Origin of the sequence: Shimia gijangensis (genome assembly GCF_900142085.1) — a bacterium.
GTDB lineage: Bacteria > Pseudomonadota > Alphaproteobacteria > Rhodobacterales > Rhodobacteraceae > Shimia > Shimia gijangensis.
This window is the reverse complement of sequence record NZ_FQZQ01000003.1, coordinates 144,157-167,215: the sequence shown is the minus strand read 5'-3', so window position 1 is coordinate 167,215 and position 23,059 is coordinate 144,157. Positions and strand designations below refer to the sequence as shown.

At 53.0% G+C, this 23,059-nt stretch carries 26 protein-coding genes and 2 tRNA genes; 13 read left to right on the top strand and 15 right to left on the bottom strand.

Annotated elements, in window-relative coordinates; translation table 11 throughout:
• Positions 1-7: 7 nt before the first annotated feature.
• Positions 8-946, bottom strand: coding sequence for an ACP S-malonyltransferase (fabD, locus tag BUC32_RS03860; protein WP_073249622.1), 939 nt, complete (start codon positions 944-946; stop codon positions 8-10).
• Between the two features lie 159 nt (positions 947-1,105).
• On the opposite strand from fabD, the gene BUC32_RS03855 reads away from it, so the two are divergent.
• Positions 1,106-2,326: a cytochrome b/b6 domain-containing protein gene (locus BUC32_RS03855; RefSeq protein ID WP_073249620.1), complete on the top strand. Its 1,221-nt coding sequence runs from the start codon at positions 1,106-1,108 to the stop codon at positions 2,324-2,326.
• Positions 2,327-2,401: 75 nt separating this feature from the next.
• On the opposite strand, the gene BUC32_RS03850 is transcribed toward BUC32_RS03855, so the two are convergent.
• Positions 2,402-2,974, bottom strand: coding sequence for a YceI family protein (locus tag BUC32_RS03850; RefSeq protein WP_073249618.1), 573 nt, complete (start codon positions 2,972-2,974; stop codon positions 2,402-2,404).
• Positions 2,975-3,133: 159 nt separating this feature from the next.
• Positions 3,134-3,628, bottom strand: coding sequence for a hypothetical protein (locus tag BUC32_RS03845; protein ID WP_073249616.1), 495 nt, complete (start codon positions 3,626-3,628; stop codon positions 3,134-3,136).
• A 263-nt stretch (positions 3,629-3,891) separates the two neighbouring features.
• On the opposite strand from BUC32_RS03845, the gene rpsF reads away from it, so the two are divergent.
• From rpsF to BUC32_RS03820, 6 genes are all read left to right on the top strand, one after another.
• Positions 3,892-4,245: a 30S ribosomal protein S6 gene (gene rpsF, locus BUC32_RS03840; RefSeq protein ID WP_073249861.1), complete on the top strand. Its 354-nt coding sequence runs from the start codon at positions 3,892-3,894 to the stop codon at positions 4,243-4,245.
• Between the two features lie 27 nt (positions 4,246-4,272).
• The gene (gene rpsR / locus BUC32_RS03835; RefSeq protein WP_073249614.1) at positions 4,273-4,500 is read left to right on the top strand and encodes a 30S ribosomal protein S18; all 228 of its coding nucleotides are present in this window, start codon (positions 4,273-4,275) and stop codon (positions 4,498-4,500) included.
• Between the two features lie 12 nt (positions 4,501-4,512).
• A complete protein-coding gene (gene rplI / locus BUC32_RS03830; protein ID WP_073249612.1) occupies positions 4,513-5,142 on the top strand; it encodes a 50S ribosomal protein L9 in 630 nt (209 codons plus the stop codon).
• A 147-nt stretch (positions 5,143-5,289) separates the two neighbouring features.
• Entirely contained in the window at positions 5,290-5,652 is a 363-nt protein-coding gene (locus tag BUC32_RS03825; RefSeq protein WP_139280625.1) for a hypothetical protein, read from the top strand.
• 3 nt (positions 5,653-5,655) lie between these two features.
• Positions 5,656-6,021: a biotin/lipoyl-binding protein gene (locus tag BUC32_RS21175; RefSeq protein WP_322788009.1), complete on the top strand. Its 366-nt coding sequence runs from the start codon at positions 5,656-5,658 to the stop codon at positions 6,019-6,021.
• Positions 6,022-6,023: 2 nt separating this feature from the next.
• Entirely contained in the window at positions 6,024-6,887 is an 864-nt protein-coding gene (locus BUC32_RS03820) for an HlyD family secretion protein (RefSeq protein ID WP_322788008.1), read from the top strand.
• A 3-nt stretch (positions 6,888-6,890) separates the two neighbouring features.
• Here the strand turns inward: BUC32_RS03820 and BUC32_RS03815 are convergent, their stop codons facing one another.
• The 3 genes from BUC32_RS03815 to BUC32_RS03805 form a co-directional block, all read right to left on the bottom strand.
• On the bottom strand, positions 6,891-7,304 hold the full coding sequence (locus tag BUC32_RS03815; protein ID WP_073249608.1) for a DUF1330 domain-containing protein: 414 nt from the start codon (positions 7,302-7,304) through the stop codon (positions 6,891-6,893).
• Between the two features lie 152 nt (positions 7,305-7,456).
• Positions 7,457-8,791 (bottom strand): trigger factor, encoded by a 1,335-nt coding sequence (gene tig / locus BUC32_RS03810; protein WP_073249606.1) that lies wholly within the window; start codon positions 8,789-8,791, stop codon positions 7,457-7,459.
• A gap of 129 nt (positions 8,792-8,920) precedes the next feature.
• Entirely contained in the window at positions 8,921-10,096 is a 1,176-nt protein-coding gene (locus BUC32_RS03805) for a hypothetical protein (RefSeq protein WP_073249604.1), read from the bottom strand.
• A gap of 155 nt (positions 10,097-10,251) precedes the next feature.
• On the opposite strand from BUC32_RS03805, the gene BUC32_RS03800 reads away from it, so the two are divergent.
• Positions 10,252-10,923: a TorF family putative porin gene (locus tag BUC32_RS03800; protein WP_073249602.1), complete on the top strand. Its 672-nt coding sequence runs from the start codon at positions 10,252-10,254 to the stop codon at positions 10,921-10,923.
• Positions 10,924-10,965: 42 nt separating this feature from the next.
• Here the strand turns inward: BUC32_RS03800 and BUC32_RS20605 are convergent.
• The 5 genes from BUC32_RS20605 to BUC32_RS03780 form a co-directional block, all read right to left on the bottom strand.
• A tRNA-OTHER gene (locus BUC32_RS20605) sits at positions 10,966-11,095 on the bottom strand.
• Positions 11,096-11,190: 95 nt separating this feature from the next.
• Positions 11,191-11,988 carry a short-chain dehydrogenase gene (locus BUC32_RS03795; protein WP_139280624.1) on the bottom strand — a complete coding sequence of 266 codons (798 nt, stop codon included), beginning with the start codon at positions 11,986-11,988 and terminating at the stop codon, positions 11,191-11,193.
• Between the two features lie 350 nt (positions 11,989-12,338).
• A tRNA-Leu gene (locus tag BUC32_RS03790) sits at positions 12,339-12,423 on the bottom strand.
• Positions 12,424-12,489: 66 nt separating this feature from the next.
• Positions 12,490-13,557, bottom strand: a complete 1,068-nt coding sequence (locus BUC32_RS03785) for a Hint domain-containing protein (RefSeq protein ID WP_073249598.1) — start codon at positions 13,555-13,557, stop codon at positions 12,490-12,492.
• Positions 13,558-13,653: 96 nt separating this feature from the next.
• Entirely contained in the window at positions 13,654-15,240 is a 1,587-nt protein-coding gene (locus BUC32_RS03780; RefSeq protein ID WP_073249596.1) for a bifunctional ADP-dependent NAD(P)H-hydrate dehydratase/NAD(P)H-hydrate epimerase, read from the bottom strand.
• Positions 15,241-15,412: 172 nt separating this feature from the next.
• Between BUC32_RS03780 and BUC32_RS03775 the strand changes: the two genes are divergently transcribed.
• The 3 genes from BUC32_RS03775 to BUC32_RS03765 all read left to right on the top strand — a co-directional run bounded on the left by BUC32_RS03775 (position 15,413) and on the right by BUC32_RS03765 (position 17,602).
• Entirely contained in the window at positions 15,413-15,751 is a 339-nt protein-coding gene (locus BUC32_RS03775; protein WP_073249594.1) for a P-II family nitrogen regulator, read from the top strand.
• A 32-nt stretch (positions 15,752-15,783) separates the two neighbouring features.
• Positions 15,784-17,190, top strand: a complete 1,407-nt coding sequence (gene glnA, locus BUC32_RS03770; RefSeq protein WP_073249592.1) for a type I glutamate--ammonia ligase — start codon at positions 15,784-15,786, stop codon at positions 17,188-17,190.
• Positions 17,191-17,404: 214 nt separating this feature from the next.
• Positions 17,405-17,602, top strand: coding sequence for a hypothetical protein (locus tag BUC32_RS03765; protein WP_139280623.1), 198 nt, complete (start codon positions 17,405-17,407; stop codon positions 17,600-17,602).
• 17 nt (positions 17,603-17,619) lie between these two features.
• Here the strand turns inward: BUC32_RS03765 and BUC32_RS03760 are convergent, their stop codons facing one another.
• A complete protein-coding gene (locus tag BUC32_RS03760) occupies positions 17,620-18,375 on the bottom strand; it encodes a heme-dependent oxidative N-demethylase family protein (RefSeq protein ID WP_073249588.1) in 756 nt (251 codons plus the stop codon).
• A gap of 126 nt (positions 18,376-18,501) precedes the next feature.
• Between BUC32_RS03760 and dddP the strand changes: the two genes are divergently transcribed.
• Positions 18,502-19,845, top strand: coding sequence for a dimethylsulfonioproprionate lyase DddP (dddP, locus tag BUC32_RS03755; RefSeq protein ID WP_073249586.1), 1,344 nt, complete (start codon positions 18,502-18,504; stop codon positions 19,843-19,845).
• A 3-nt stretch (positions 19,846-19,848) separates the two neighbouring features.
• Here the strand turns inward: dddP and BUC32_RS03750 are convergent, their stop codons facing one another.
• The 3 genes from BUC32_RS03750 to BUC32_RS03740 form a co-directional block, all read right to left on the bottom strand.
• A complete protein-coding gene (locus BUC32_RS03750; RefSeq protein WP_073249584.1) occupies positions 19,849-20,475 on the bottom strand; it encodes a hypothetical protein in 627 nt (208 codons plus the stop codon).
• Positions 20,476-20,649: 174 nt separating this feature from the next.
• The gene (locus tag BUC32_RS03745) at positions 20,650-20,904 is read right to left on the bottom strand and encodes a hypothetical protein (protein ID WP_073249582.1); all 255 of its coding nucleotides are present in this window, start codon (positions 20,902-20,904) and stop codon (positions 20,650-20,652) included.
• Between the two features lie 12 nt (positions 20,905-20,916).
• Complete coding sequence (locus BUC32_RS03740) at positions 20,917-21,483, bottom strand: hypothetical protein (protein ID WP_139280622.1); 567 nt, start codon at positions 21,481-21,483, stop codon at positions 20,917-20,919.
• A 199-nt stretch (positions 21,484-21,682) separates the two neighbouring features.
• Between BUC32_RS03740 and purB the strand changes: the two genes are divergently transcribed.
• Positions 21,683-22,987 (top strand): adenylosuccinate lyase, encoded by a 1,305-nt coding sequence (gene purB, locus BUC32_RS03735; RefSeq protein WP_073249580.1) that lies wholly within the window; start codon positions 21,683-21,685, stop codon positions 22,985-22,987.
• The last annotated feature ends 72 nt before the right edge of the window (positions 22,988-23,059 follow it).

The window sequence follows — 23,059 nt, the reverse complement described above, 5'->3', positions numbered from 1 at the left end:
CTGCTCCTTAGCTCAGGCTTTTCGCCGCTGCTTTTACGTCTTCCGGTGTACCCACAGCTTTGCAGGCAATCGACCGATCAATGCGGCGCACCATGCCAGACAAGGCTTTGCCGGCGCCGATTTCCCACATCTCAGTGACACCCTGCTCGGCCATCCAGCTAACCGATTCGCGCCACCGCACGGACCCCGTCACCTGATCCACCAAAAGGGAGCGGATCACGGTTGGATCACTCACAGCTTCGGCAATCACGTTGGCCACAACTGGTACCGACGGAGCATTCATTGGCACATGGCTCAATGCTTCGGCCATGGCTTCGGCTGCGGGTTGCATAAGCGCGCAATGGAACGGAGCGCTGACAGGCAAAAGAACGGCGCGTTTTGCCCCTTGTTCCTTGGCCAGCAAAACCGCGCGTTCCACCGCAGATTTGTGGCCGGACACCACAACCTGCCCCGGATCATTGTCATTCGCAGCCTGACAGACATCGCCTTCAGCAGCAGCGGACGCCACATCGCGTGCGGTTGCAAAATCCAGCCCCAAAAGGGCGGCCATGGCTCCAACGCCAACCGGCACCGCGGCTTGCATGGCCTGACCCCGCGTCCGCAACAGCCGCGCTGTATCCGCGATGCTCAAAGTTCCGGCCGCGGCCAAGGCGGAATATTCTCCTAAAGAGTGCCCTGCAACATAAGCTGCGGCATCCATGGACACGCCTTCGGCCTCAAGGGCGCGCATCGCCGCCAAAGAAGTCGCCATCAACGCCGGTTGTGCATTCTGAGTGAGCGTTAGCGTGTCCTGATCGCCCTCCCAGATCAACGCGCTCAGGCTTTCGCCAAGCGCCTCATCGACCTCGTCAAATACCGCTTTGGCTTCGGGATAGGCGTCTGCCAGGGCCTTGCCCATACCAATAGTTTGCGCGCCTTGTCCTGGAAATACGAATGCTCGGCTCATGCTGTTCCCCATATTCTTTTCGTTTCATTTGGAATACCGCGCCGTGCCCATCGGCGCAACGGCCTTGCGCGCCCTTGCACGGGCTCTGTGCGTAAAATTGCATTTCCGAAGGCCGTCAGGTGCCCTATCTCTAAAAAAACAATTCTACGGAGTAGATTTATGCCTTTGGTGAATACATCAAGCCAATACGGTAGCCTGACCAAAGCATTTCACTGGCTTACAGCCCTTTTGATTCTGACGGCTTTGCCGCTGGGGTTCTTGGCCCATAACGCTCCCTTCACCGATGGCGCAGAAGTGGCGCACAAGGCGTGGCTGTTCTCTTTGCATAAAACCGTAGGTGTGGCCGCGATTTTCACAGCCCTTTTGCGGATTTTCTGGTCTTTGGGCCAAACACGCCCCGGTTTGCTGAACAGCAGGCACCAAATCGAGGCCACCGCCGCGCATACAGTGCACTGGCTGCTTTATGGATCGATGGTTCTGGTGCCACTTACCGGCTGGATACACCACGCAGCAACCACCGGCTTTGCGCCCATCCTTTGGCCTTTTGGTCAATCGCTGCCATTCGTGCCCAAATCCGAGACATTGGCCGAAACGACGTCGACCCTGCACTTATTGTTTATGCTGACGCTTGCCGGATCCATCTTGGCGCATGTGGCTGGCGCACTGAAACATCTGGTCATCGACCGGGACCAGACGCTCCAACGGATGTTGCCTATGCGGAACTCTGCGCCCACTCCGGAAGATGAGCGTTCCAGCCCTGCCCCCCTTCTGGCTGCTCTGGCAATTTGGGGGTTGGTCCTGGTGGTTGGTACAAGCGCGGGTGTGTTTTCCACGTCCGCCCAGAACCACTCAGAAGATGGCCACTCACAGGCCCCGCTTGCCACCACATCCGCGCCCTCAAACTGGCAAGTTCAGGAAGGCACCTTGACGATTTCTGTGCATCAGTTTGGATCAGATGTCGAAGGCCGGTTCGCCGAATGGTCCAGCGCAATCGTTTTTGACGAGGTCGCTGTGGGCGGCAAGCACGGAACGGTCAAAACTCAAGTCGCCATATCGTCCCTGGCGTTGGGGTCAGTCACTGAACAGGCTCTCGAGGCAGATTTCCTGGACAGTGCGGTTCATTCAACCGCCACTTTTCAAGCGGATATTTTGGCTTCGGATGTTGGATATCTCGCAAATGGCGCGCTTACTCTAAAAGGCGTCACAGTTCCGCTCAGCCTGCCCTTTACTTTGGCCATAGAAGACAACACCGCAACAATGTCTGGTGAAACGATATTGGATCGGCGGGATTTTGGTATCGGCACATCTATGGCTGACGAAAGCTCATTGGCTTTTTCCGTTAAAGTGATCGTATCCTTGACGGCTTCACGCGCACCCTGATCCGGATAGATTTTCAAAAACAACAAAGCCGCCAGAGTTCTTCCGGCGGCTTTGTCGATTCTTGGTGTCGTCGTCTTATTCGGCTTTCATTGCCTCGATTGAGATCATCACCGGAACTTCATCACTGGTGTACGGCGCGAACTTTCCAACACCGTAATCACTGCGCAGCAAGGTGGTTGTTGCGCTGAAACCCAGCCAGTCTTTACCCGCCATCGGGTGCGCGCCAGCTTTATTCAAAACCGCATCCAGAACCACCGACATTGTTTGCCCATTCATCGACAGATCGCCAGCGATTTTCGCGGTTTGATCCCCGGTAACCTCGATTCCGGTCGAGGTGAACGTGACCAGATCAGCTTCGGTCGCACCAAAGAAATCTGGCGACATGAAATGTTGCGAGCGTGGCTCCCACCCAGTGATCATCGACATCACAGGCATTGAGACGCTGACAGACGATGCGCCGGGGTCCTCTTGGTCAAACATAATCTCACCTTCAAACCCCGAGAACATCCCCCAGTTGCTGGAATATCCAAGGTGCTGGTAAGAGAACACAATTTGGCTGTGGCTTGGGTCCAATACATACTTTTGAGGTTCAGCGGTAACAAAGCTTGCCGCTAAAATCAGACCAGCAGCAATCAGAGGGGTTTTCATGAGACATACTCCATTGAGTTCACAAATTAACATGAATTCAATAGAGGCAAAGGCAACGACAGCCTCAAGTCACCAGTATTCAACAAGCGGTGTGAGAATATGAACAGTCACATTTGCGTGACCGTTCAATCAATATTACGGGTTATTCCAAAAAGCGTTTCAGGCCGCGTAAAGCGACTGGCTGCGCAACTGGGCGATCGCGTCCAAACGTGCATGGGCACCATCCAAAGGCAATTCCACGAGAATCTTGCTTTGGTCGTTAAGCATTACCAATTCAGAATCCGTAACGCTGACGCGGGCGATATCTTCGTAGTTCAAGGATTTAACAACATGGCTTCGGCCACGCGGCAGGCTTTCAACAAGATGAACCTGGCGATGGCTGGCATCAAAGTGCAATTCACTGCGGGGTTTCTCAGTCGCGATCTGGGTCATGCCGACACCAGCTGTCACCATCATCACAGAGAGAAACATCTTTGTCAGAAGAACCGATGGCTCAAGCCCCATTCCCGGAACCAGCCAAATGCCGGCTCCTGCCCAAATAAAGGCAAAGCCAAACAAGACCGAAGCCGCCTTAACAGGAACCGAATGTCCCTTGGCAAATCCATGCGCAGTGCGATCTGCAGAAATCGACAAAGACTGTGTTGCGACCGCCATGGTCTTTTCTCCTGACTATTCTTTGTTTCGTTAAATCATCGGGTCGAACTTGGGCGAGATTTGGGCAGCAGTTGGGAAATAGGATGGTTGGCCCTGAAAGCCCCTGCAAAAACCCTGTAACAAGGGCTTGCAACCCGGTTCAGTTCGGCTATACAGCGCCATCCTTTTGCAAATATCTGAACCGCGCAGTCTCTCGTGGGTGGGGCGCAAAAGGTCTGAATGCCCTGCTCTTTGAAATGCGCCTGAAAATGAATGGAGTACGCATGCCTTTGTATGAGCATGTATTCATCTCGCGTCAGGACCTGTCCAACACGCAAGCTGAAAGCCTTATCGAACATTTTGGCACCGTTCTTGCTGACAATGGCGGTTCCGTCTTGCTCAGCGAGTATTGGGGCGTCAAAACGATGGCCTATAAAATCAACAAGAACCGTAAAGGCCACTATGCCTTCCTGCGCACTGATGCCCCGGCACCTGCTGTACAGGAAATGGAACGCCTGATGCGCCTGCATGACGATGTGATGCGTGTTCTGACCATCAAAGTCGACGAGCACAAAGAAGGCCCTTCGATCCAAATGCAAAAACGTGACGAACGCGACAACCGTCGCGAGCGCCGCTGATTTAGCTTGAAGAAAGGACACTAAGTTATGGCTGCAAAACCATTTTTCCGCCGTCGTAAAGTCTGCCCCTTCTCGGGCGACAACGCACCTGCGATCGACTACAAAGACACGAAGCTTCTGCAACGCTACATCTCTGAGCGTGGCAAGATTGTACCTTCGCGTATCACCGCCGTATCGGCCAAGAAGCAACGCGAGCTGGCCCGCGCCATCAAACGCGCACGCTTCCTCGCCCTGCTGCCCTATGCTGTGAAGTAAGGAGAACCTGACATGCAAGTTATCCTTCTCGAACGCGTCGCAAAGCTCGGCCAAATGGGCGATGTTGTTGACGTCAAATCGGGTTACGCCCGCAACTTCCTGCTGCCGCAAGGCAAAGCTTTGACTGCATCGGCTGCCAATGTGGCATCCTTTGAAAGCCGCAAAGCTCAGCTGGAAGCGCACAACCTGGAAACCAAAGCCGAAGCCGAAGCGGCTGGTGAAAAGCTGGCTGGCCAGCAGTTCATCGTGATTCGCTCTGCATCGGACGCCGGCGCGCTGTATGGCTCGGTTACACCACGTGACGCTGCCGAAGCTGCAACTGCTGAAGGCTTTACAGTCGACAAAAAACAAATCGTTCTGGCACGCCCGATCAAAGACCTTGGTCTGCACGACGTTCACGTCCTGCTGCACCCAGAAGTCGATGTGACCATTCAGTTGAACGTTGCCCGCTCGGAAGAAGAAGCCGAACTGCAAGCCTCGGGCAAATCGATCCAGGAACTGGCTGCCGAAGCGGAAGCAGAAGCAGAATTCGAAATTGCAGAGTTGTTTGACGATATTGGCGCCGCCGCATCGGACGACGACGATCTGGCCGAAGCTGTTGAAGCAGACGCACCTGCCGAAGAAGAAGAGCCCAAGGCCTAAGCCTGACTCTCTTTTACGCAAGCATTTAGACCGGCGCCTACTGGCGCCGGTTTTCTTTTGTGCAGCAACCTGTTGTTTTATCATTCAGATCCGGTAGTTTCTGAGGAGTGGCCGCGCTGGCCTCTCACTACAATGACAGGCCAAAAGATGTCCGATACGACCTCAGCTTTACTGCACCCTGCAGCCCCACATCATATCCCCGGATTCTTGCCAGACAGCACTGGAAGTGACCCCTTTATGATTTTTGTGGGCATCACTTTGGTTCTTATCCTGTTGGCCGGAGGAACAATCTACTTCCGTCTGCACTCATTGCCGGAGAAACTGGCGCATGGCAGCGGGCAACTTCAACTGGTGTCGATCCTGGCCCTGCTGGCGTTGGTCACTCATAACAACGCTCTGTGGGTTTTGGCGTTATTGTTGGCAGCTGTCAAATTGCCGGACTACCTTACGCCTTTGAAAAGTATCGCGAATTCTTTGGAACGTGCGACAGATCAGAAAGACGGGCCATAAACCATGCTGGAATTTCTGCTGTGCTCGATGTTCACACTACTGCCCGACTATCTGTATCGTAGATATCGTCAAGGCAAACGCTGGGGCGTTGAACTGAACCCCTATACCATCTGGTTTGAATTGCGCTGGGGCATCACGACCTGCCTTATTCTGACGATCACATTGATCACCGCCATCTTTTACTACCATCCTTCAACGACCAACGTCTTGTCGGCCTTTCGAACTGTGACAATCCTGTCCGAAGGCGGTGGCCGTGTGTCCAAGGTCTACGTCGACAATAACCAAATCGTCAAAGCCGGTGATCCGATCTTTGAAATGGACGGCAAGAGCCAAAAAGCGCCGTCGCATCCGCCCGCGCCCGTATTGTAGAAGTGGATGCAAGCCTTGAGGTGGCCAAATCGCAATTGACGGCGTCCGAGGCTCAATTGGCTCGTGCGGAGGCATCATTTAAGCAATCCGAAGATGAGTTCACCCGCAAAAACACGTTGTTCCAGCAAAACTCAGCGGCCGTTTCTGCCCGCGAAGTCGAACGCCTTGAAAACCGGATGGACGAGCGTCAGGCAGGCATTGAAGCCGCCGAAGCGCAAATGGAAGCGACGCAAAATCAGATCGATGTATTGATCCCCGCTCAGAAGGCCAGCGCCGAGGCCGCCTTGGAGCAAGCCCTCACAGAAGTGGCTAAATTGGTCATCGTGGCTGGCGTCGATGGTCGCGTTCAGCAGTTCGCGCTGCGCGTCGGTGATGTGGTGAATCCAATTCTGCGCCCAGCTGGTATTCTTATTCCACTAGATGACAACCGCAATCGTTTCCAGGCTGGTTTTGGACAGCTCACCGGACAGGTTATCCATGTGGGCATGTTGGCCGAGATGACTTGTGTTTCCGCACCGCTCAAAATCATCCCGATGGTGGTGGTCGATGTGCAGAACGTCATCTCAGCGGGCCAAATCCGCCCCACAGACGTGCTGGTCGACATTCAGGATCGCGCGCGTCCGGGTACGATCCTCACCATTCTGGAGCCTCTCTACAAAGGTCGGACCGACCACGTACAGTCAGGCAGCAAGTGTATCGTGAACGCCTATACTAGTAACCACGATCTGATTGAGGATGAAAACACCAGCTTTGGCTACGGTCTGGTTTTGCATGGTATTGACGCTGTGGGTATTGCGCACGCGTTTATTCTGCGACTTCAGGCGCTTATGCTCCCCGTACAGATGCTGGTATTTACCGGGCACTAAAAGTCATTCACCGAAATTGGCGCCAACGTCTTGAGGTTCTAACCGGATCAGGCGGCTATCTTGCACAGCTGCCTGACGATGCACCATCGCCTTTCGATAGTCCGGATTCGAGATCATCGACACAAAGGCCTGCACGCTGGGATACTCGGCGATAAAACACAGGTCCCAAATTTTGTCTGGCCCGATCAGCATCATTTCCATTTTTCCGCGCCAGACAATACATCCGCCAAGCGCGTCAAAGATCGGTGCAGTTTCACCGCCATAGGTGGCATAGGCCTCTGCGCCTGACACATCACGTCCATCTTCGTACTGCGCCTTGTCGCGCAACCGCACAAGGTTCAGCATATGGATTGGCCCTTCGCGGGCACTATCGCGGAAGGCCCTAAATGTCTCTTTGTCAAAACCAACGTAGTCCATGAAATCCTCATTGCTGTTTCTGAAATCCTAACAGCCTCGGGAGTGGCAACAAAGGAAAGTCGACTTGCTGCAGAACTTCAGGCACGCGCAACAAAAAACCCGGAGCCTTGTCCGGCTCCGGGTTAAATCAATTAGCGATCAAACAGTGTGAATTATTCTTCGTCCAGAGCTTCGATGGCCTTTTGAAGATCATCTTTCGACACTTCTTTGTCTGCGATGGTGGCCAGTTCAAAGACATAATCGACAACTTTGTCTTCAAAGATAGGCGCACGCATTTGCTGCTGCATCTGTTGATTTTGCTGAACGAATTCAAAGAACTCACGCTCTTGGCCCGGATACTGGCGGGCTTGGTTCATGATCGCCTGGGACATCTCGGCGTCAGTCACTTCAACCTCGGCCTTCTGACCCAGTTCGGCCAACAACAGGCCCAGACGTACGCGACGCTCTGCCAGTGTGGTGTGCTCATCAGTGGTTTCGATTTCCGGGTGGTCGTGGCCTTCCACCTCGGGGTTGTCTTCGTGCCACAGTTGATGCGCAATCTGACCGGCTTCGGCTTCGACCAGCGATGGAGGCAGCTCGAATTTCACCAGTTTGTCCAGCTCGTCCAGCAGGGCGCGTTTCATAACAGCGCGCGCAGCACCGGCGTATTCTGCTTCCAGACGCTCGCTTATTTGACCTTTCAGACCTTCGAGGTCTTCCGCGCCAAACTTTTGCGCCAGCTCATCAGTAATTTCAGCCGCGACAGGCTCTTTCACGTCTTTGATTGTGCAGCTAAAGATGGCTTCTTTGCCAGCCAGATGCTCGGCCTGATACTCTTCCGGGAAGGTGACGGTCACGTCTTTTTCTTCACCAGCTTTCACGCCAACCAGCTGCTCTTCGAAGCCGGGGATGAATTGGTTAGACCCAAGGGTCAGCGGGAAATCTTCAGCAGATCCGCCTTCAAAGGCTTCGCCGTCAACCTTGCCGACAAAGTCCATTTCGACCTGATCGCCATCTTTGGCTTTTGAACCCTTGCGGCGCGATTTGAAATCCTGAGCAGTTTCAGCGAGGTTGGCCAGGGCTTCTTCTACAGCCGCGTCGTCTGATTTAACGACCATTTTCTCGAGATTGATGCCTTTCAGCTCAACTTCGGGAATTTCTGGCAAAGCTTCGTAAGAGACTTCTACGTTGACGTCGTCGCCCTCTTTCCACTCTTCGCCGTTTTTCATTTCGATTTTTGGCTGGAATGCAGGCTTGTCGCCTGTTGTCTCAAAGTGCTCGGTCATGGCACCGTCGATAGCTTCTTGCATCGACTCACCCAAAAGACGCTCACCAAATTGCTTTTTCAGCAGTGGCATCGGAACTTTGCCTTTGCGAAAGCCCTTCATTTCGACTTCTGGCTGCGCTTCAACCAACTTTTCGTTTACTTTTGCGTCCAGCTCAGCAGCAGTTACGGTGATGTCGTAGCCGCGCTTCAGACCTTCGTTAAGAGTCTCGGTGACCTGCATGTCGGTTCCCCATAGGTTTACGGCGCGCGGGCCCCGCGCGCGGGCGAAAATTTGGGTCCTTCTATTGGCAGGCGGCAGGCGGCGCAAGGGGATTTGCCAAGGAAACGCAAGTGCCGCGGCACTATTCCGTCAGGTTTGCCACAATCCCTCGAAAATGCTGCGATGTTTCTCGAGTCTGCGGAAGACCCAGCGCACCCCAAACATGACCGAGTCGACATCGCGGTGATCGACAACCCCGGTCCCAGAATACTTGTGCTTTCGATATCCGAGGAAAAAATCCAGGTTCATACGCTCGACATTCTGAACCAAGCCCAACCCGAAAGAGACAGAACGTGATCCCGATGCAATTGCATCCTGTGCCTCATAGACGTCCAGAGAAAATGCGCTTTCTCCAATCCCGAAAAAGTCCCGGCGAATCCCAAGTTTCAGGTATCCATAAGCCCCACCATTGTCGCGGTGCCCACCAGCAAAAGTGGCATTGACGCCGGTCGGATGATGTAACAGGCTAAATGACCCGGCAAACTGCGGCGATTGTCCAGCGCCTTGCACCTCCGCAATCGACACACCGGCGCTGCCTGCCATCGCAAACTGACCAACGCTGTTGCGGTAAAACAACCCCATATCCTGAAGGGCGTCGTTAAAGGTCACATTTTTTTCGATCTCTTCCTGACCAACCGAACCGACAAACTTCAAGCTTCCCAGAATTCCAAATTTAATTTCGGGACTGTCCCAACGCACACGCACCGAGCGCCCCCCGTCAAACGTAGGGAAAGCATCTTTGATGCTTACCGAGGACAGCGTTCCTGACGCCGTTCGAAAGAAAAATCCACCCGCAACGTCACGAATGCCGACATAGTTGGCAAGACCAGTTCCAGAAAGATCTGACTCTGTGACGCCATCCGACCCCATGCTACCTTGCCCGACCGAGAACTTGCCCCAGCGTTCGGTTTCGATAATTGCTTCGGCTTTGCGGATACTTTGCGCCTGCCAGTCAAACAACGGCGGCGTGTATATCTGGTTGATTGACGCGGATGGGCGCACACCCAAAGAAAATTCCAGATTCCCCTTGAGAGTGTGATTGCCAAATGGACCTTCGTACCAAACACCAATCCGCCCGCCAGAGTTGGAGTTATCTGCCACATAGGCTTTACCGCTAACCCCATCGTTTACATAAAGCATCGTTGGCGAAAAATGCCCGTAAAACCGCAAATGCTGCTGTACGGTTTCTTCCTGGGCATGCGACGTGGTGCTGGTGCCCATAAGGCCCAGTACGGTCATCAACACAAAGTTTCTCAGCGCCCACATTGACCTTTGGTCCCGGAACAAGCCATTGTACATGTCGCACGATGACAGAGCCATTCGCACCGGGCAAGATCATGGATCCGATTCAATGATCACCTTTTGTAAATGAAGCATAATCCAATCAAGGATTGGCTGCAAATAGAAGTGAGGTACGCAGCATGATGAACTCCAAACAATCTCGGCTATCCAGAGGCTGCCAGATATCGGGGGCTGCGCTGCTCATTTTTGGGTCGTCTTCTGCACTGGCACAAGACATTGAGCTGTCCTACGGCGCAGATATCGTGTCCAATTACATAGCGAAAGGGTTCACTCAAACCGACGATGACCCTGCGCTTCAGGCGTGGGCAGAAGCGGCCTATGGCATTGCGTACGTTGGTTTTTTTGCCTCTAATGTTAGCTTTGGCGGTGTGAAGGATATAGAGTATGATCTGTCCTTTGGTGTGCGTCCAACTCTTGGGGCAATCGACCTGGACATCGGGTATGCACAATATCTCTACCGCGATGACAAAACCGATTACGGCGAGTTTTACGTCAAAGGCACCTACGACATTTCTGATCAGGCTTATGTGGGTTTCAAATACTACCGAGAAGTCTTTTTTGACTACGACACACTCTATGTTGAAGCAGGTACATCTGATCTGATCTGGGGGTTGTCTTTGTCAGGTGGCATTGGATCGGATTTTGGAACACGCGGGTTGAGCGAAGATGCCGTCTATGCCGACATCGGCCTTACCAAAGAAATCAGTGATCACTCTGCTTTTGACTTACGCGCGCACTATAGCTCGATCGAAGACAATCGCCTGATCGCGACGCTGTCTTTCTACAACTGAAACAGTCGACTGTTTCGCATTCACCCAGATTTTCTTGAAAATTGGTACGGGTGAGAGGACTTGAACCTCCACGCCTCGCGGCGCCGGAACCTAAATCTAATTTACAACTAGCAACGCTCTTGTTTTATTGGTTCCACGTGTTGCTGTTGCTGCAACCTGCGGCAACATCCGCAACAAGTCTGCAACAAACATCAGAAGGTAGATTACATCTAATGTTGGAAACGATCATGGGTTATTCAAGAGACTATTTTGCCCAAGATTGGAGTACTATTTTGACGAAAAATCGCCAATCGCTTTCTTGAAGGCCTGCCTTCTTTCCAGCTCTTCCTTCTTCTTTTTGTCATCCTCCAAAATAATGATGATTGAGTGCTTCATCACATCAAACCAACTCAAACACAGCTTTTCATCTAGTTCGTGTACACCCACGCTCAGGATTGAATAAATCTTTCTATTTTCGATCAAGAATTCGGGCAGGTGATCCTCAAGCAGGGCGATCTTGTCTTCCATTCGCACACCGTAAAAGCTTTCGTCTTTCCATCCCTCCGCTTCCTTAAACTCTTCAAACCTCCCATACACGAGACGCTCGAACACTCTTCGCAAATAGACAAAGGACCCAACCCCGACGCCATGAGCTGCAAGGCCAATGGCTTTGTGAAACTCGTTTGCGTCGAGCTTCTTCATGCCCTTGCGGTATACAGCTACTTCATTGTTGGAGACGTCAGCAAGAGACGGGTACTGGCCAACCTTTTGAACATTAAGACCGTCTCTGAAGAAGAAGTAGTTTAGAACATGAGCGTCGTTTCTCGCGCAGACGAGCGATTTCTCATCAAATCTGCACCAATTATCGATGTCAACGGTGCTAAGGTGCGCCAAACTTTCGAACCCGACAACGAAAGTGCTGTCCCGGCTACAAAACGGGCAGTGTCCGTCGATCTTGACTGTGCTGCGAGGCAATCCGTGGAACTTTTTGACATTAAAGTGATCGTGAAGTCCAACCTGACTATACGGCGGTAATTCGAAAAACAACTGTTCGAAGCTTTTCAATTCGGGGACGTGACCTGTCATCGGTATTCTCTGGCCTTTCACAACTTATGGTGGTTTATGACAATCCGCACTCCACATACAAGCACAAACAAAACCTATCCGCGAAATCTGCGCCAGATTGTGATCTACCTGCGTCTACCAAATCACCTATGCAACATCGCATGATTGACGATTTCGAGGAAGAATCAACGACGCAGAAAACGCAAAGCTTCGAAGCCGAAATCGGAGTCTTTTGCTCTATGAACACAACGTTTTCTGCAACAGGTCCGCAACAGTTGTTGCCAATATCCACCCTGACGAGAGTCATTTGCTGAACACCACAACCCTAGGCACCGACCCAAAAAGACCGTAAGTGTTTGATTTTTTAGGGTTGGTGCGGGTGAAGGGACTCGAACCCCCACGCCTCGCGGCGCCAGAACCTAAATCTGGTGCGTCTACCAATTCCGCCACACCCGCACTTTGGGCGGTGAATAGCAAAGCTATCGACAGGAAGCGAGAGGTAAAATTCAGAAATTTTGATTGCTAGTGTATTGTGCTGCCCAGCAATTCTGCTTCCCATTTCTTTGCCATGTGACAGGCTGGCGGAAGCGGACTTACTGAGTTGAGGTCAACCTCCGGAAAAAGGTTTGCCAGTTCCATGCGGCTCGCCATTGGAATAGCCCCAACCGAAATTGGGCCTGGGTTGAAGCTTTCGGTTGTCAGTCCATCGGAAAAAACAATTTCATGATCATCAAACAGCAAATGGAGATACGTCACACTGCGTACATCATGCGCTAAAGAGACGCTGCTGCCATTCACAAGATGCGCCGCGGCGGCCAGAACCTCGCCCTGCCCCAGCAACAATTCAGATCGCCATCCTTCCACCAGAACGCGATGTTGCTGGGACACCAGCATGTCGCGGTTGGGAAACCCTTGACCGAAAGCGTCTTTAGAAATGCGCACCGGAGTAAAAGACGGCGTAGTCTCCAATTGTTGCGGAGAAACTTCACAGACACCTTTCCAGCGCAAGGGTTGGGGACCGTGCTGTTGTGTTTCCACGAGGTCGCCAACCTTTAGACTTTCTACAGGACGTTCGCCATCCGGTGTCAGAATCATAGTGCCGAGCGTAAAGCAAGGCGGCGCCGCGATATCGACGAAATCAACAGCCGTCCCCCCTGTTGGGCCCTCTTGTGTCGACACAACTTGCAACGCGACACCCGTGGGCGGGAATGTACCGACAAAAGCTAAACCTTCGATAGTTCCATACGAAGGGGACGAGTTATTAATGTTAATCGCCAATACGCGATACGTCAGCCCGGTAGAGGGGTCGAGAAGTGTAAATTCGAATTCTGCTTCGATAACCGTGTTGTTGGAGTATGAAACCCCATCAAAAGTTTGCGCCCCGTCCAGCTTTTGATTGCTGTCGTTATCATCCAGATCGGTATCTGAACCCCGATCCCGAACGTCAATCTGTTCCCAGCTGTTGGAATTGAGCGTAATAGTCTCACCCACGAGGTGACTGCCGTCGCCTTGCGTTACACCATCTAACTGCTCTCCGCCAGAAACAGAGATCTCGCTCTCTCCGAGAGCCCAAAGTGAATAATTTGCCATATTACAGGACCTGCCCGACCTGCTTTGTTTTTCTTTACATTACCGCAACTCAGAATCGCGGTCCAGAAAAATGCCGATAACCCTTATTCATGTGGCCTAAATACCCAGGTCTCGGAACACAGCCGGAAGCTGTTCTGGCAGATCTTCTGCAATCAACCCAGGACCAAAGTGCCGCGCGCATTCAACATGAAGGTAAGCGGCGTTCTCAGCGGCATGCATTGGTGCGAACCCACGGGCGAGCAATCCGGTGATAAATCCCGCCAGCACGTCGCCCGAACCGGCCGTGGCGAGCCACGGAGCCGCACGGTCGTAGTGTGCTGAATTAAGGCTGCATCGCCCTGTTGGATCAGCAATCACAGTGTCCGGGCCCTTGAACAGCACCACGCAGCCTGCCCGGGTTGCCGCTTCACGGGTGGCGTCCGCTTTGGAAAAGGCCGGGCCGCTCCTTGGCTCCTCACGGAGCCTCATCGCGATATCCGGAAACAAACGCGCGAACTCTCCTTCGTGCGGGGTCAACACGCAATTGCCATGCAGCATTCCAAACAATTCATCCGGCGCATCCGAGAAGGCGGAAAGCGCATCTGCATCTAAAACCGTCGGGCGAGGTTTTACTCCGCTGGCCCCGAGAGCTGCGGGCACGAGATCCCTTGCCTTTTGCGCCCCCAAGCCCGGCCCCAAACAGAGTGCGTTCAACCGCGTATCCCGCAATACAACGCTTAGCGCCCCCGCATCGCCGACTTCGCACATCATCAAGGCGGTTATTTGTGCGGCTACCTCGGCTTGCGCCTCGTGCGGCACGCCCAGAGTCACCAAACCCGCCCCAATCCGCAAAGCGCCCTGTGCTGCAAGGCGAGCGGCCCCAGATTTGCTTGCGCCACCAGAAAGGATCAGGGCGTGGCCGTGGGAGTACTTGTGAGCACCAAGCTTCGACATTGCCAAACCGGGATGCTCAACAAACTGAACAACCCCTCTGCCAAGCTCCTTTCTTGCGTCCGTGGCCGCCCGCGTCGCTTCCAATCCGATGCTTTTGACAACCGACCGCCCACAAAAATCAGGGCCATTTGTCTGAAGATGCCCTGCTTTCAAACTATGAAATGAGACGCTAAGGTCTGCCTGAATGGCCGATCCAAGCACCTTTCCACTGTCTCCGTCCAACCCAGATGGGATATCCACCGCCACGGTTCGCGCGCCACCAACGCCATGTTCACACACATTGATCGCGCTGAACAATTCCGCTAGCTGCCCCTCCACTGATCGGGCAAGCCCCGTGCCGAACACAGCATCCACCAACAAATCCAGATCAGAGTCTTTCCAATAGTCCCCCTCCCACCTCGGCATTTCACTGGAAAGACCCAAAGTATCCCCCTTTTCCCGCCACCGCTCGTAATTCGCCCTTGCATCCGGCGGCAATTTTTCAGCGTCTCCATAGAGAAACACCTCGACTTCCCAGCCCCACTCTTTCAGCAATCTCGCCACGACAAACCCGTCGCCACCGTTGTTGCCGGGACCGCACAGAACCACCGCGCGGTGCGCGGTCCCTGCCAACTCTGGCCACTCTTCAAACACTGCCTCAACCACGCCCTGGCCTGCGCGCTCCATCAGCTCTAAACCCGTCACTTCACCCGACTCAATCGCGGCGATTTCAATGGCGCGCATTTGGGCGGCGGTCAGTAATTCGGTCACGGTTTCACCTCTTGCGATTCAATTCAGCGCGAATCTTGTGCGGTTTGCCTATTTTTTGGGCATACGCAGAGGAATCCTCTGCCCTAACTGCCCTGTGTCACCTTAGCCAATTGTCGACCAAAGGCGAAAGTGATCTGTGCGAAACAAGCATTCAGGTCAGGAGAGTCCGCAGATGAAAAAGATCGAGGCCATCATCAAGCCGTTCAAGCTGGATGAAGTGAAAGAAGCGCTGCAAGATTCCGGCATTCAGGGTCTGAGCGTTATCGAGGTCAAAGGTTTTGGCCGTCAGAAAGGTCACACCGAGCTTTATCGCGGCGCCGAATATGTCGTCGACTTCCTGCCCAAAGTGAAGATTGAGGTCGTCCTGGATGACGATCAGGTTGACGGCGCCATCGAGGCCATCGTCGACGCCGCCCGCACAGACAAAATCGGTGATGGCAAAATCTTTGTCAGCCCGGTTGAGCAAGCTATTCGCATCCGCACCGGTGAATCCGGTTCGGAAGCCCTGTAACACCTACATTTTTTTGAAGAAGGACTGATGGAATGAGCGTAGACGCAGTACTCCAGATGATAAAAGACGAAGATGCGGCTTATGTCGACATCCGCTTCACCGACACGCGCGGCCGCTTGCAGCACGTGACCGTGGACGTAGACCTCGTGGACGAAGATTTCCTCGAAGAAGGCTTTATGTTTGACGGATCGTCAATCGCTGGCTGGAAATCGATCGAAAACTCAGACATGAAACTGATGGCCGACACCACGTCTGCCTATGTTGATCCGTTCTACGCCGAAAAAACCATCTGCATTCACTGTTCGATCGTCGAGCCAGATACTGGTGAAGCTTATGAGCGTGACCCGCGCGGTACCGCCGAAAAAGCTGAAGCATACCTGAAGTCTTCGGGCATCGGTGACGTGGCGTACATGGGACCAGAGGCTGAGTTCTTTCTTTTTGACGACGTTCGTTTCTCCAACACAGTCAACAAGGTATCCTACGAAGTTGATGCGATCGACGCGTCGTGGAACACCGACACAGAATACGAAATGGGCAACTCGGGCCACCGTCCAGGCCTCAAGGGTGGTTACTTCCCTGTGAACCCAACTGATGACGCGCAAGACATCCGTTCGGAAATGCTGTCGACAATGAAGCGTCTCGGCATGAAAACAGACAAACACCACCACGAAGTGGCGTCGTGTCAGCACGAACTGGGCCTGATTTTTGACAGCCTGACCAAACAAGCGGACGAGCTGCAAAAATACAAATACATCATCCACAACGTGGCGCAGTCCTACGGCAAGTCGGCAACCTTCATGCCAAAACCGATCTATGGCGACAACGGCACAGGCATGCACGTGAACATGTCGATCTGGAAAGATGGCAAGCCATTGTTTGCAGGCGACAAATACGCGGATTTGTCACAAGAAGCCCTATACTTCATCGGTGGCATCCTGAAGCACGCCAAAACCCTGAACGCTTTCACCAACCCAGCGACCAACAGCTACAAGCGTTTGATCCCTGGCTTTGAGGCCCCTGTTCTGCGTGCTTATTCGGCACGTAACCGTTCGGGTTGTGTCCGTATTCCATGGACTGAATCACCTAAAGCTAAGCGTGTTGAGGCCCGGTTCCCTGACCCTGCCGCCAACCCCTATCTGTGTTTTGCAGCCCTGCTGATGGCTGGCCTTGATGGTATCACCAACAAAATCGATCCTGGTGAAGCCATGGACAAGAACCTCTATGACCTGCCGGCTGAAGAATTGGCTGACATCCCAACAGTCTGTGGTTCCTTGCGTGAAGCCTTGGAAGCTTTGGAAGCCGATCACGACTTCCTGACGGCAGGCGACGTGTTCACCAAGGACCAGATCCAAGGCTACATCGAGCTGAAGATGGAAGAAGTTCAGCTTTATGAACATACACCACACCCAGTTGAATTTGGCATGTATTACAGCTGCTAAGCCAAATTCGTTAAACTGGAACAGGGCGCCTTTCGGGCGCCCTTTTTCATTTCTGCCTGACTTATTGAAACTTCACAAATTCGACACCATCCAACCCCACTCAGGACGCAGTCATCGGCGACGGTGTGACCATTAGTAGTTTTTCCCAGTAATCCCGGTCTTTCAAATGAATAAACAAACAAAATCCCCGACCCGATGCAGCATGTTAAGCCAAATGCCTGTATTACCAGACCAAAACACCCTGAGCGAAGACACGTTGAAGTCTCACGCTTCGTTCATCATCTTCCAAAAAGTTATTCTTGCAGGCGCTTGTGCAGGCGTTCTTGTTCTTGGCATCGTGGTTAACCGAGATACTTTGTCAGGCAATTCTGTCGGCGCGTCCGATCATCAGGCCATAGCCTCAGATCAATAAGTTTCAGGCAATTTGCCTCAGGATCGCAGCGCTACATTTTCTCGAGCCAGAACAAATGTATGGATTGAAAACACAACCGCATCGCTTTGTGGCAAACGCAAGATCGATTGTTTTTCACTGCGAAAATACGGCGCCGTTTGCGGATCAGCAAACGGACGGCGTTCTGACGCGCGTCGGGGTTGATGCAGGATCGCATCCGCATACCACAATGCATTGGAACGCCACAAAGGACGGTTTGCGCGCACGCCATCAAACAACCGCTGCACGCGTTTGGCGATATTATCCGTATAGCTATCAACGGGTTGATGGATGCCAACCAAGGGGCGCAAGAATTTTTCGGACAAGGCCCAACTTGCCGGGAAACACAGGACGGCCCCGGTCAGAACATGTTCGTCTCCGTCTTTTTGCAAAATGCAGAAGTCTTCTTGGGTGAGTAAACCCAAGGTTCCCAAAGGGTCCGCCTGATTGAGTGGAACTCGGCGGCCATCCGGACAAGTGATGATCCCGTCCTTGCATTCGAAATCGCGCTCCGGTCGTGCCAATAGCAAATTCAGACACTTTTCCAACAATTCCAGCGCTGCCGCCTGCGCCTTGGGGTCAATCTGCAGAACTATGCTGCGGGATTCAGAGATCAATTCAGCCCGCAACGCCATCTGACACGCATAGGCATCATCAACAATCAACCAATCCTCAAATGCCAAAGGTGCGATTCCAGGCAGAGGTTTGTCCTCGGATGGGTCAAATGGCATAGATTTTTGCAAAACGTCATTCATGACACTGATATATCGCCCCCCTTACACTCTGGATATTACAAAAAAGACCGCAGCCAAGTCGGTTTTGGACAGGACGGCGGCGAAACCTGCTGCTCAACTCACGTGCAAACGAGATCGGAGAAAGCCATGCCCGGACACTATCGAGACATCCGCAAAATCGACCCAACCCGCGGGGATCTGACGGGTGACAACACGCCCAACGACCAGGATCGCGTAGAAATTGGCCCTACTCAACTGGCATTGGGAGAATGGGCTGCGGCAGGGCTGCAACAGCCCGATTTGCAGGCCATGCGGCGCTATCGCTGGGAACGGCTGACACAACATATCACTGATCGGGGATATGGCGGCCTTTTGATGTTTGACCCGCTCAACATTCGCTATGCCACAGATTCCACCAATATGCAGTTGTGGAATACCCACAATCCATTTCGCGCATTACTGCTGTGCGCAGATGGCTACATGGTCATCTGGGATTACAAACAGTCTCCTTTCTTAAGCGAATTCAATCCGTTAGTTCGTGAACAACGGGCCGGTGCGGATCTGTTTTACTTTGATCGCGGCGACAAGGTTGATGTTCAGGCAGACGTGTTTTCCAACGAAGTGCGCAAATTGTTGGAAGAGCACAGCGCTGGCAACAAACGGCTGGCTGTCGACAAAATCATGATCCACGGGCTACGTGCCCTGGAAGCCCAAGGCCTTGAGATCATGGAAGGCGAGGAAGCCACCGAGAAGTCCCGGTCAATCAAAGGCGTTGACGAGATTTTGGCCATGCGCTGTGCTAACCACGCCTGTGAAACCGCCGTGGCCGAAATGGAACGGGTGGCCCGTCAGGACATCCCAAACGGCAATATGAGCGAAGACGATGTCTGGGCGGTTTTGCACGCGGAAAACATCCGCCGTGGTGGCGAGTGGATTGAAACCCGCCTGCTGACCTCGGGGCCGCGTACCAATCCATGGTTTCAGGAATGCGGACCCCGAATTGTGCAGAATAACGAGATGGTCAGCTTTGACACCGATCTGGTCGGATCTTATGGAATTTGCATCGATATTTCACGCAGTTGGTGGATCGGAGATCAAAAGCCCCGTGCGGATATGATCTATGCCATGCAACACGCGCATGAACACATCATGGCGAACATGAACCTGTTGAAACCCGGTGTGAACATGCAGGATATTTCGCGCAACTGTCACAAGCTGGACGACAGTTTTCAGGCGCAAAAGTACGGCTGTATGATGCATGGTGTTGGCTTGTGCGACGAATGGCCTTTGATCGCCTACCCGGATGCGATGGTCGAAGGCGCGTTTGATTACGAACTGCAGCCCGGAATGGTGCTATGTGTTGAAGCTCTGGTCAGCCCGGAAAAAGGGGATTTCTCGATCAAACTGGAAGATCAGGTTCTGATCACTGAGGATGGGTTCGAGAACCTGACCACCTATCCGTTTGATCCGCGCCTCATGGGCGAGGCGTAGAAATTAAAACTGATAGTGAAGGCCCAATTCTATAAATGGATAACCATCTCCGATATCGGCTTCGGCCTGCAGTCGCTCAAGGACAAGGTCTCCCGGCAAGATCGGGTTGGTGCTGTTAAAGGAAACATTCACACCACCTGTATAAATGTACCCAATAGTGCCGGTGAAAAACCAGTTCTTGTTGAATTCCCAGTCATATCCAATCCCAATGATTGGTGAAACAGCATTTTCAAATTCAGCTTCGGCGTTCAGCGTCGTCGTGTATATGTTGTTGCCGATCTGGAGCGTCCCAGTCGCTGTTCCTGCCGCTTCAGTGCCCGAGATAAATGCTCCAAAAGTGAGGTAAAAATTGCTGCCCCACAAAGTGCGGTCTGCCAACAGCGAGACACCGCGCACGCTGGATTTCGTATCATAGCTGATGCCCGCGACTTCTTCACCAGACCGGTACGTCGGAGCTCCGCTAATCATACCACGCAAGCGCCAGTTTTCATTGGGTCTATACGCAACTTGCCCTGTCAGGCCGACACTCGACAATCCCAAGCTAAGGGCAGTGTTTCCAACTTCCTGTGCATGGGAAGTCGAAGCAAGGAGCGATACGGCCGCTGCAACGGTGCAAAGAAATCTTTTCATGGGCTAACTGTAGAGTCCTTTATGGCGGTTTTTCAACAACTACTCTTCAACAACTACAGAACCAGTGTACCCTTTATGAAAAGGTGTGAAACAAAAATTCCACAAAACCACGTTTAAATGCGTAGTTTGGCGTCGCACGTTCCCTGCGGGCCACAAAATGCGCCCCGTCCTTCTTTAACGCGCTCTTGGTGAGGGTCGATGAATTGGTTGCGACGGTCGCGGCGGCGGGGCAATCGGATGTACAGGACGACCCGGTGGCGGGTTTGGTCGCGCAGGTGGATAAGGCCTGTAGTAATCGTTCCACATCATTGAGTCATAGTAGACACCGGTGGAAACACTGCCGGTGGTGTACACATCATCGCAGCCGGCCAGTGACATAGCACCCAGGCTTGCAGCTGTCAGAGCAACCATGGTTTTGTTAAGGATCATGTCATAGCCTCCTTATTGTCCGGCTCGAAACGAGTCATAAACTGAATTGATTCCGCCCAGTAAATCGGGGTCAAAACCGTTTTCCAGCACGGTCACCGAAAAAGCGACATGAGGACCCGGAAGGTCAATGAGAACTGCCGTGAACTGAACACCACGCCCGCCACGGCGACCTTTGCCAGTGATACTATGCGCTGTCCTGCCACCAATCCGGCGCACTTCACGCTTTGTAACAACCGGATCGCGCACCAGATGAGGACCGATCTCGCGGACATAGTCAGCACCTTCCTCCAATGTCCGCACACCGCGGGGCACGATAAATCCAATCCAAACAGTATCCGCTGATTTGGGCTTCAGCCCGAAGACCCGTGCAACCTCGCGTTCAGCGTCTTCGCCTTTTGGAATAAGAATACGCGGCCCGCCAACCCGAACTTCCCAGAAATCAGGCACGCTCACCGTAAAATGCGTCTTGCCATCTTCGGTATAGCTCAGTGGAGTCTGAGCGCTTGCGGCAACGGTCAGCAAGGTCAGCCCCAGAGCACTCAAAAAGGTTCGCAGACGCAAAACTTTGATGGCTGTCATCATTTCATCTCCTCCCTAGGATACCTCGGAGTCTACGCCCAAGACTGGAATTGTCCACAAACAATAGAGACGGCTGCTCAAAGAGGTCGCAAACCGCCTTATTCAGGGCAATCCGTCTCACTTGTTGCCTCCTGCCTTGCCGCCGCGTCCCCTTCAGTCTAAACCGCGCTCAACCCCTTCATAGACACAAGGTCGTGACATGATCCCTCGCTATAGCCGCCCCGAAATGGTTGCCATCTGGTCGCCGCAAACCAAGTTCAAAATCTGGTACGAGATTGAGGCACACGCTTGCGAAGCGATGGCCGATATTGGCGTCATTCCCCGTGAAAATGCCGACGCAGTCTGGAAGGCCAAAGATGTTGAGTTTGACGTCGCGCGCATCGACGAGATCGAAGCCGAGACCAAACATGACGTGATCGCATTTCTAACCCACCTGGCCGAGCATGTTGGATCAGAAGAAGCCCGCTTTGTGCATCAAGGTATGACGTCATCAGACGTGTTGGATACCTGCTTTAACGTGCAACTGGTCAAAGCTGCGGACATTCTGATCGAAGACACCAAAGGTCTGCTGGTTGCGTTGAAGAAACGCGCGATGGAACACAAAGACACCATCCGTATTGGCCGCAGCCACGGTATCCACGCAGAACCCACAACAATGGGTCTGACCTTTGCGCGTTTCTATGCGGAAATGGACCGCAACCTGAAGCGCCTCAAACGCGCGCGCCATGAGATCGCCACTGGTGCGATTTCCGGCGCTGTCGGGACATTCGCCAACATCGACCCAGCCGTCGAAGAGCACGTTTGCGAAAAGCTGGGTCTTGAGCCCGAGCCAATTTCAACACAAGTGATCCCACGCGACCGTCACGCCGCCTTCTTTGCCGCTCTTGGGGTTGTCGGGTCTTCGATTGAAAACATCGCCACTGAAATTCGCCACATGCAGCGCACTGAAGTGCTGGAAGCCGCCGAGTTTTTCTCGATGGGTCAAAAAGGCTCATCGGCGATGCCGCACAAGAAGAACCCGGTACTGACGGAAAACCTGACCGGCCTAGCCCGTCTGGTGCGCATGGCCGTAATCCCAGCCATGGAAAACGTGGCCCTGTGGCACGAACGTGATATCTCGCATTCGTCGGTTGAACGAAATATCGGCCCCGACACCACCATCACGCTGGACTTTGCCTTGGCACGCCTGACATCAGTTGTCGACAAGCTGCTGGTTTATCCGGAAAACATGCTGGCGAACATGAACAAATTCCCCGGTCTGGTGATGAGCCAACGTGTGCTTTTGGCCCTGACGCAGGCCGGTGTCAGCCGCGAAGACAGCTATAAGATGGTGCAACGCAACGCGCTCAAAGTCTGGGAAACCGGATGTGATTTCAAAACAGAACTCTTGAATGACGCGGATGTGGTCAAGGCATTGTCAGTTGAACAAATCGAAGAGAAGTTCGACCTTGGCTATCATACCAAACATGTCGACACGATCTTTCGTCGGGTTTTTGGCGATTAAGCCAAAACCATCCCTAAATCCAAAGGGCCATGGCAATTACGCTGCTGTGGCCTTTTTCTTTTGACTAATTTG